At 45.8% G+C, this 9160-nt stretch carries 6 protein-coding genes; all 6 read right to left on the bottom strand.

Translation table 11 applies throughout. From position 1 onward, the window contains the following. Nucleotides 1-1897 (bottom strand): acyltransferase family protein (locus tag GSM73_RS06840; protein ID WP_160891944.1); only part of this gene is annotated, 1897 nt, incomplete at its 3' end. Between the two features lie 600 nt (nucleotides 1898-2497). Continuing rightward, nucleotides 2498-3757: an O-antigen ligase gene (locus GSM73_RS06835; protein WP_160891942.1), complete on the bottom strand. Its 1260-nt coding sequence runs from the start codon at nucleotides 3755-3757 to the stop codon at nucleotides 2498-2500. Nucleotides 3758-3780: 23 nt separating this feature from the next. Continuing rightward, complete coding sequence (locus tag GSM73_RS06830) at nucleotides 3781-5166, bottom strand: undecaprenyl-phosphate glucose phosphotransferase (RefSeq protein ID WP_076385754.1); 1386 nt, start codon at nucleotides 5164-5166, stop codon at nucleotides 3781-3783. A 166-nt stretch (nucleotides 5167-5332) separates the two neighbouring features. Beyond that, nucleotides 5333-6751, bottom strand: a complete 1419-nt coding sequence (locus GSM73_RS06825) for a mannose-1-phosphate guanylyltransferase/mannose-6-phosphate isomerase (RefSeq protein WP_160891940.1) — start codon at nucleotides 6749-6751, stop codon at nucleotides 5333-5335. A 136-nt stretch (nucleotides 6752-6887) separates the two neighbouring features. Next, the gene (locus GSM73_RS06820) at nucleotides 6888-8015 is read right to left on the bottom strand and encodes a glycosyltransferase family 4 protein (protein WP_076385758.1); all 1128 of its coding nucleotides are present in this window, start codon (nucleotides 8013-8015) and stop codon (nucleotides 6888-6890) included. 59 nt (nucleotides 8016-8074) lie between these two features. Then, on the bottom strand, nucleotides 8075-9160 hold a 1086-nt coding region (locus GSM73_RS06815), incomplete at its 5' end, for a hypothetical protein (RefSeq protein WP_218575627.1).

The raw sequence follows: 9160 nt of genomic DNA, 5'->3' as shown, positions 1-9160 counted from the left end.
GATGCTGAAGGTCAAACAGTAGAGGATCCCCATATCTGTTATCGACCCACAGTCTGCATTGCTTGGAGGGGCAGAAAAAATCCAATACGTTGACAAAAAATATATTATGTTTTTCAGCCATTTTACGGGCGTCATTAACGAGATCTTGATAGCTCCACCGAATAATTTTTTTGTTATCCTCAGGAAAAAACAAAGGTATGGCTCGGTCATTAGGCAAGGATTTTATGTAGTCCGCTGAGGTCATACCTAATACCGGGGAGACTCCCAACATGATTACATTCTTAGTGATGGATTTTGCCGCCAACACTCCGGACTCTACATCTACCCATTCCCGAGGCCGGTACTGGAAGTTTATTACAACAGCCTTTATATTTATTGCTCCCGCAAGGCGCCTGAGCAACTCAGCCGAGTGTGAAAAACACTTAGTTTTAACATCGCCCGGCGGACAGCTTGACTGATGGAGCATTATAAAATTCGTATCTGGAAATGCTCTTCTCAATGCATGTAGAGTGTCTCGCCCAACACTGTCCCCCATAACGAGAACGTTTTCCGCTTTAGCTTGAGAGGTTAGACACAGAAATAAACGGTCATTCGTATTGCCCTGATCGTAACTGCATGTCCACCCACTATGAATTTTAGAATCATACTGCGGAATCTTACCGTGAAAGTTCACATTCAGACTAGACATATAAATGGCAGTTTCCTCTTCAATCCGAGAAATCATAGTTGCCCTGTCGCCGCTGTATAACTTTGCACGAGTCTCAGTGAACGCAGCCAGCTGAACGCCTGCGAAATTTGGAGTTGAACTTCCATACACGAGCGCTGCAGCCCCAATCAAAAAGGTTGCCGCCATTGCGTATGCTTGACGCGTTGAACCGATAACAGCTTTCTTTCTGATTGGCTGCTCGATGAGAAAGTACGAGGCAACCGAAAGCAAAAAAGCAAACAATAGACCAGCTGCCAGATCGCTCCAAGTAGCTGCGGGTTTAGCTGTACGGATGGCAACGAGGATCGGCCAGTGCCATAAATATAGAGAATAGGAAACTAAACCGACCCAAACGAAAGGCTTAGACTTTAGGATCGTCGCGACAATCCTCCCGTGCCCCTGAGCAGAAATTATCAGCGCAGTTCCCACCGTCGGGAGCAATGCCGCAGCCCCTGGAAATACTGTGTCTTTTGAGTAGGTGAAAACAGGTACCAGAATCAGTAACAACCCCGTAATCTCGAGGGCATCAACGATTAATACCTTACGAGGTGCCCGAAGTCCTGAAATAGCAAGTATTGCTCCGATTAAAAGCTCCCAAAACCTTGATAATGAGCTGTAAAAAGCAGTTTCCCGCTCAAATCCTTCAATCAAATATATAGAATATATAAGCGAAACAAACGCCAAAAACACACTTATTGAAAGAAGCCGCTTGCGGCAAACTTTACATACCGCCAGCAGAAGCACCGGAAAAACAAAATAAAATTGTTCCTCTACAGAGAGCGACCATATATGAAGTAACGGAGTTAGCTCCCCAGGACCATCAAAATACGCAACCTCTGACAAAAAGAACCAGTTAGAAACAAACCCGAGGGCAGCATATACACTTCGGCAAAAATCACTGAACTGTTGAGCATTAAAAAGAAAAAATGAAAACAACCATGCCACGATAAAAACCGGGATAAGAGGCGGCAGTAAACGGCGGGCGCGACGTTCATAAAAGTTCAAAAATGAGAACCGCCCCCCATCCAACTCTTTAACAATCATGGATGTAATCAGATAGCCAGAGATTACAAAAAAAACATCTACACCTACAAAACCTCCCGGCAAGAAACTAAAACCTGCATGGAATAATAGAACACTGACTACCGCTATCGCCCGTAGCCCGTCAATCTCCGATCTGTAGCCTATCATTCTGCCGCCGACTCCTTTGATACGGCACCCACCCCACGGTCAGATGCATATTCCACAAGAAAACCGCTCCCCGAATACACAAGGGGCTTACCTATATCAATTGTTTTTAAACCTAACGGCATTTACAGACAGTATATTAACGAAAGGGAACCCTCCATGCAAAAAAAGGCGCCATCATACCCCCAAGCAAACGCAGGGCACTCTTTTTTTAATACCAACTTACTGTATAGATGAACAGATCTATAGACTCGCAACGTTTTGTGCACGGAGTAAAGCTTCAGGCAAGACTTGCAGAGACATTCTACAGGGACGCCCAGCGCTGGTTGGCGTCAGACACTTACGTATCAAGAAACAATGACTGCTGTCTTTGCTAAGTCAGGGTGTAACCAAGAGGGATGGTTTGACCAGAACACATGCAGATGAAAAAGCCACTTAAAAGTGCAATCATTAATAAGCTGCGACGCACCACATGAATAAACTGATACACCGTGAAGTGATTTTTTCAGCCGCTTTCGAACTCTAGCCGAGTGCTCTTCCATCCCAAATTATCGAGTAACTCAGCGAAGGTATTGTCCCAAATAAGACAACTACACTCCACCGTCACCCCGCAGATGAACCATCCAATGCAAGCCTTTTGGATTTAGTTTGCACAGCGAGCAAAATAGCGATAGGTAACCAAAATACAGTCCAGTAATTACCAGGACGGGTGAAGATGCGTTCGACGTCAGTCAGCATCACGATCAAAGCGTAAACAAGCGCTGGAAATGCCAATCGAACCCAAGGATTACTTCGGTCACACCAAGCCTTATAACACACGCCAAGCAGGCCTGCTCCCAGCAACGCTATTGATATCAAACCACTGTCATATATCTGCTGAAGATAAAGACTGTGGGCATGAGGCGAAGAAGTTTTTCCATTGGGCCAATCATAGTTAAATGGTGTTCCCACGCCGTATCCAAATAACCAATGATCCTGCATCACAGTGAAATAGTAATTCCAAATTGGGCCTCTACCGGACAGCTGGCGCTTAAATAACTCGTTGAGCAGGTGTTCCCACCAAATAACAGTCGCGGCTACTGCCACCAAAGAGCATAGCCCCAGAATCCACCAGCCTCTTCGAGAATTTTGCAACGCAACAGCAACAAAACAACCTACACCTACACCGACCCAAGCTCCACGGGCATACGTCAAAAGCACATACAGTACCAGTACGGCAAAGGCCAAAAACCAAAACAGCGCCTTCCGCAGACTAACGCGCTGATCAATGGCAACTCCGAAGACCCACGTAGCTATGGCACCATGAAAAATACCGGCGGCTACTGGATATCGATAGTTTGCAATTTCTCCAATACCTAGACGATCAATGCGAAAAGTCCGGTAGGTCAATGGACGATCTAGCCACCAGAATTGATAAATCAGTGTTGCCAAAGCCCCTAATGCAACGAGCAATATCCCACCTAACAGAGCCCTACGAAGTAAGACCTCTCCTCTATCCATTAGCAGGAATACGGCAAGCAGGAACAAAGTAATGAAAAGCCCACGTTTAGCAAAGGATAGTGAGCTTGTTTCGGAATTGAATGCCCAGGTACTACTTAGCGCTACCCATACCAGAAAAGCAATCCAAGGTATGTACTGAGCACCTATACGCCGCTCGGTTCCTTTTAAAACTGTAAAAATAAAAAAAATCAACGCCGGAAGCAACAACCAAAGATAAACTTGCGCGTTCCGCGCACTCCCTGAAACTATCCATACCCTACCACTTATTTGGATAAATAGGCCTATCGCCAGCGCCCAAAGCATTATGACCTGCCACTTAGCGCTTACAGGCTTGTCGCCAAGAAGCCGAACACCACTTACCATATCAACACCTTAATTCAAAATACTCAAAACGCATTTTTATTGACAAAGCCTTTGAATACCGTAAGAAATATTATTTTTATATCTATCCACAACGACCAATTATCTATATACCAAAGGTCGTACTCAACGCGCTTCTGCATCTTATCCAAGGTATCCGTTTCACCTCGATAACCGCTAACTTGCGCCCAGCCAGTAATACCTGGCTTGACCTTGTGTCGCTGCATATACGACTCAACTAAATCTTTGTAATACTCATTATGAGCCAGCGCGTGAGGACGTGGCCCAACGATAGACATACGTCCTTGCAGTACGTTAAAAAACTGCGGTAACTCGTCCAGACTAGTACGCCGCAGAAACGCTCCGACGCGCGTCACTCGACTATCATTGCGAGAGGCCTGCGTAACGTCACCGCCACTTTCATTATGAACAACCATTGAACGAAACTTATAAACCTTAAAGTGCTTACCATTAATACCCATACGGTATTGCTTGAACAACACGGGCCCAGGCGAACTTAATTTAATAGCGATACCAATCATGAAACATAATGGCAGTATCAACAAGCTGATCAATCCACCAATCACCAAATCCTCAAGCCGCTTCAATACCTGTGCCGGCCCGTCGATGGGGCTGCAGCTCAAGTCCAAGGAATAAAGGCCGGCAATATGGCTTACCCGATGATTAAGTAATCTAATATCTCCCCATTCGGGAATAAAACGTACGGCAACCGTATGGTGGCGTAAAGCATAAAGAATTGAACGTATGGCCCCTCCCTCGCTAAGAGGCAAACAAAGCCAAACTTCGTGCACACTATGCTCATCTACCCTCTCAGCCAAGCACTGCAACCAGTCTTCATCAGGCCTATACTTAAGATTCGTCGCAACTCTAAACCCATAGCCATCCAATGTTCGGCCGCTGCGCAACTGCCCAGCAGACTCGCCTCCCGAGTCCACCAGCAATACTGTTTTCAAGTTCATTCCAGAAGAACGCAAACGGCGTAATAACAAATACACTCCCAAGCGCAGCAACAGGCAAAAGACTCCCCCAGTCGCTAGCATCAACGAAAACCAGATTCTGGAATAATTGTCTGACACTTTGAGGAAGAATGACGATGACAGAAGTATGCCGGCGGCCGAGAACCAACAAACCAACAACACACTCAATTGTCGCCAGAATGTATACCCTCGCTGCGAACCATAAACGCCGCCAGAGGCCATACAAACAACGACAACAATAGCAGTAATCATGGTTGCCGTATTATACCGCCCCATCATGTCAAAGGTGCCGAAACGGTACTCATGGGCCACCAACCCTGCGGCGATTACAATGAGCATATCCAGAAGCGCCACAAAAAAGGGCACAGGGTAGCGCTCCGCAAAGGTAGGCTGATAGCGATGAATGACTTGCATGTCCTTTACACAATCTCCGATATTATAGGGGCCGAATAACGCATACTAAACCCCGGCAATCTGAATACTCAAATACAAACAAAAAATAACTGGGTCAAGCATTCTACCTACCAAGACATGAGCCAGATTGCAAATTCAAGAACTGCCCCCATAACTCCGTTAGGGGTCATTTTGGCTTAACCCGCCCGTATTTGTCTTCCAAACGTACAATATCATCCTCACCAAGATAGGATCCAGATTGCACCTCAATGAGCTCGAGCGGGATGACGCCCGGATTTTCGAGAGCATGGACCTGACCAATGGGGATATAGGTCGATTGGTTTTCAGTGACCAAATAGGTCTTTTCACCATTGGTGACCTGCGCGGTGCCGCTCACGACAATCCAATGCTCGGCGCGGTGGTGATGCATCTGAACAGACAGCTTCGCACCTGGGTTAACAGTGATGCGCTTGACCTGATAGCGGGGGCCGTTATCAATGCAATCGTACCCCCCCCAAGGGCGATAAACCTCACGGTGGTTGGCATGCTCGTGACGCTTTATGCTTTTAAGTTGCTCAACGATTTTCTTCACATCCTGTACCTGGCTTTTATGGGTCACCAACACTGCATCCTTGGTTTCCACTATCACCAAATCGGTTACCCCTACAGCAGCAACCAGGCGGTGCTCAGCATACACGTAACTACTGCTAATCCCCTCATGAAGCACATCACCTACAAAGACATTTCCATCGCTATCCTTCGGACTAACGTCCCAAAGTGCAGACCATGAGCCGATGTCACTCCAGCCGGCCTCCAAAGGCACCATGATCGCATCGGCGGTCTGCTCCATCACAGCGTAATCAATCGAGTCCTCAGGGCACTTCATGAAGGACTCTGCATTGATCCGAGTAAAATGCATGTCCTGTTCTGCCCCCAGGAGAGCCTCCCGACAGGCGTTGACAATTTCAGGTCGATGCAGCGTGAGCTCTTCCAGATAGCGGCTAGCACGAAACATGAACATACCGCTATTCCAAAAATAATCCCCGGAGGCAAGATAACTCTGAGCAACTTGCAGATCGGGTTTTTCAACAAAGCGGTTGACCGTATAGCCACCTTGTCCGACCGATTTACCCTTCTCGATATAGCCATAGCCCGTTTCTGGAGAGGTCGGAACCACACCAAAGGTAACTAACTTACCTGCCTCCGCGAAAGCCAACGCAGCCTGAACACTTGAATGAAAAGCTGGTACATTCTGAATGAGGTGGTCAGCTGCCAGCACGAACAGTATTGGATCCTGATCTTCACTTATGGCCTGCAACGCAGCCAATGCAATTGCCGGAGCTGTATTGCGCCCCACGGGCTCTAGGATAATATTGGCCTGATCCATCCCCAACTGACGCAACTGCTCTGCTGCGAGAAAGCGATGCTGTTCGTTACAAATCAAGCGAGGTAAGTCTGCCTCCAAACCTTCAAGTCGCCTGATTGTCTCTTGTAGCATCGAATACTCAGAGTCAATAAGCGATAAAAATTGTTTAGGCTTGAGTTGCCGAGATAGCGGCCAAAGGCGCGATCCAGAGCCACCAGCCATAATTATCGGACACAACATAAAAATTCACCTTATATAATCACTTCATGCAGATGAGTAGTGAGACTCATACGCGTTATGCAACTGCCAGGGAGCACCGCTCGTGAGCAACGCTTCTAAGAGGAGCCCAATTTAAACTTGGCATATAAAGTCGGAGCTACTCAACAAACTTTTGAAATTTAAAAAAATCGGAAGATTTCTGATCCACGAATGCCTTTAATTTACGCCTAAAAACCTCAGTTGCAAATGTTTCAGCATGAGCACGAATAGCAAGCGGATCAAAAACGAAGTCCGTCTCAAATTTATTTACGGCATTCTTTATTGAGCTTTCGGTCTGTTCCTGAAAGAAAACTCCTGTCTTTCCTTCCAGGACAGTTTCAAGCGCCCCACCTTTACCATAGGCTATTACCGGGGTACCGCAAGCCTGCGCTTCAACGGGAATAATTCCAAAATCTTCCTCAGCTGCGAAGACGAATGCCTTTGCACGTTGCATGTGATCGCGTAAAACATTAAAAGGTTGATACCCCATAATAGTCACGTTTGGACCAGCAGCCTGCTTAACCTTATTAAACTGAGGACCATCACCTATAACAATCAATTTTTTATCCGGCATTTCCGAAAAAGCCTTGACGATCAGATCCATTTTTTTATAAGGAACCATTCGTGATGCGGTAAGGTAAAAATCACTCTTACCTTCAACCACCTCAAAATCCTCAACCGCGACATTAGGATGAATAGTTACAGACTCACGCTTATAAACCTTACTAATCCGGCGGCCAATATAGTCGCTGTTCGCGACAAAGAACTCTACGTTATTTGCTGTCCTGCTATCCCACCCTCTGATCTTGTATAACATGTAGCGAGCCGCCCACCCTTTCAACCCCCGCTCCAGGCCAGACTCTGCCAGATATTGCCCCTGCATATCCCACGCATAGCGAATGGGTGAGTGGCAATAACATACATGCAGTTGATCAGGACCGGTAATGACACCTTTAGCGACTGCATGACTGCTACTTATAACAAGATCATATCCAGAAAGGTCTAGTTGCTCAATCGCAAGAGGCATCAAAGGCAAATATAGCTGATATCGGGTGCGGGCTTTGGGGAGGTGTTGAATAAAAGTCGTTTTGGAAAGTTTTCCACCCAATTTTTCTCGATCACTAGCAGACAGAAAATCAACAACAGAGAAAAGATCAGCATCAGGCCAAAGATTAATAATTTCCGCCAATACTTTTTCAGCCCCAGCAAAAGTAACAAGCCAATCGTGAACTATAGCAATCTTCATATTTTTCCCTAAACACACAAATACAAAACAGAAAAGCAACCGATTACACTATCAATACATCATCCACTGCGATCACACTTCAAAAACAAATTTGAAAAGCATAATTTTATTATTATGCCCAACAAAAGCGCCGCAATCATTGCGTACTGCCCGAGACCTGTTGTGAATAAATTCACCACTGCAAAAAAAGGTATAAACGTGCAAAAAATCAAGTACATTGGCAACCAACAAAAGTTCCGCATTATTACATTGCGCGCCACCATGCCAATTACAATAGCAAAAAATAAACAAGCAACACCTGCGCCTAACGGGCCAAAATCATAAAGCACAGGCCCAAACAGTGTAGTGTAAACGCCCGGCCTGACTACACCCGCCGTTAAAACATCCTCAATTTTACCGAGTTCTAACAGAGACATAACAATTTTTGATGGAATATAAAAACTCTGTAAACCATACGTCGTCGCGCCGTCAGTCAATCCGCAAAGGTAAAAAAACTCGTATACCCCATGCGTAATATACTGACTAAAGTGAGTAAAAGCATATACAAGCCCAGATAAGCCAGCGTCACCATCGTTTGTCAGATAGTTGACAACCTCCTCACTTGCAGGGGCAAACCGTGCATAACCCGAAAGCTCCATAGACGCTATGGGATCAACTCCCATCTGCACTGTTCTTACCCAAAAAACCATACCTGCAAACCAAACCAAAGCAATCGCAGCGGTCATTCCTAAAATGATATTCCTCAAAGAAACCTTGATATATCCTGTCATCAAAACGGAAAGCAAACAAACGGCCATGAATATGACCAAACCACTTCGAGATCCTTGAAGCACCACATCGGAAACCGCAAATACAGCCGACAGAATCAGCATTGGAAAATGACTGATCCTTGGAATACCGGCACTTCTCATGAAAAAGATCAGAAATGGAAGAAATAAAAACATTGACGAGAGTACAGCTCCAATCAAGGCGACACTTTCCATACCTCCTGATGCAATCATTTCTCTGTTGGCCATAAAATCAGCGCCAATATTTCCCCCTGCCCGGATAAAAATTCGCTCGAAGATCCGAAGCGCTAATCCAAATACCCCCATCAAAAAAACGAGCCAAATTAAAATACTTAACAGTCGCACATCAAAATGCAC

The sequence above is a fragment of the Pseudomonas sp. PICF6 genome, assembly GCF_009831705.1.
Taxonomy (GTDB): domain Bacteria; phylum Pseudomonadota; class Gammaproteobacteria; order Pseudomonadales; family Pseudomonadaceae; genus Aquipseudomonas; species Aquipseudomonas rhizophila.
This window is presented reverse-complemented; position numbering and strand designations above follow the sequence as displayed.